This is a genomic window from Bartonella sp. PS17NMGDW (assembly GCF_042193555.1).
Classification (GTDB): domain Bacteria; phylum Pseudomonadota; class Alphaproteobacteria; order Rhizobiales; family Rhizobiaceae; genus Bartonella; species Bartonella grahamii.
On record NZ_JBHILY010000091.1, the window covers coordinates 1 to 653 of the forward strand.

General features: G+C 39.8%; 1 protein-coding gene. It reads left to right on the plus strand.

The features are described 5' to 3' along the window. Nucleotides 1-150 precede the first annotated feature (150 nt). Nucleotides 151-653, plus strand: a 503-nt coding sequence (locus ACFIJK_RS09445) for an integrase arm-type DNA-binding domain-containing protein (protein ID WP_375627604.1), incomplete at its 3' end; no start/stop codon positions are given.

Consider the following 653-nt stretch of genomic DNA (forward strand, 5'->3'; position numbering starts at 1 on the left):
GCGTATTGATGTCTATAGCTTTTTATGATTCAATAAAAAAAGTAAGCATTAAAGGAAAAATCTCAAATCAGAAATTAAAGGTGGTCTAAAAGGTGGACCAAAAAAGGTGGACGAGCAATGCTTGAAAAGGTGGACGAGAGGGGACGTTAAGTGAGGGCGATTCATCGGTTATCAGCATCATTCGTAAAGACGTCCTCGCAGGGTAAATATTGTGACGGGGCGGGGCTATGGTTGAATGTTCGAAAAGACAATACACGCTCTTGGTTTTTTCGCTATACGCACCACAATAAGCGCCGTGAAATGGGACTTGGTCCTGTTACAAAACTCTCTTTAAAAGAAGCGCGTGAGCTTGCTAGGCATTATAGTGATATTCTTAAAGAAGGCAATGATCCTATTGTCTTTCGAGAACAGACTATTTTAAAACAGCAAAGCAATATTTTTCAAGAAATTGCAAAAGCGGCTTTTGAAAGCAAAAAAGCAGAGTTGAAAAATGAAGGTAAAAACGGCCGCTGGTTTTCTCCGCTGGAGTTACATGTTATCCCACACATAGGGAATTTGCCTATAGAACAATTAACAGCAAATATCATTCGCAATGTTCTCTCACCCCTTTGGCATGAAAAAGCAGATACGGCAAGAAAAGCACTTAATCGTAT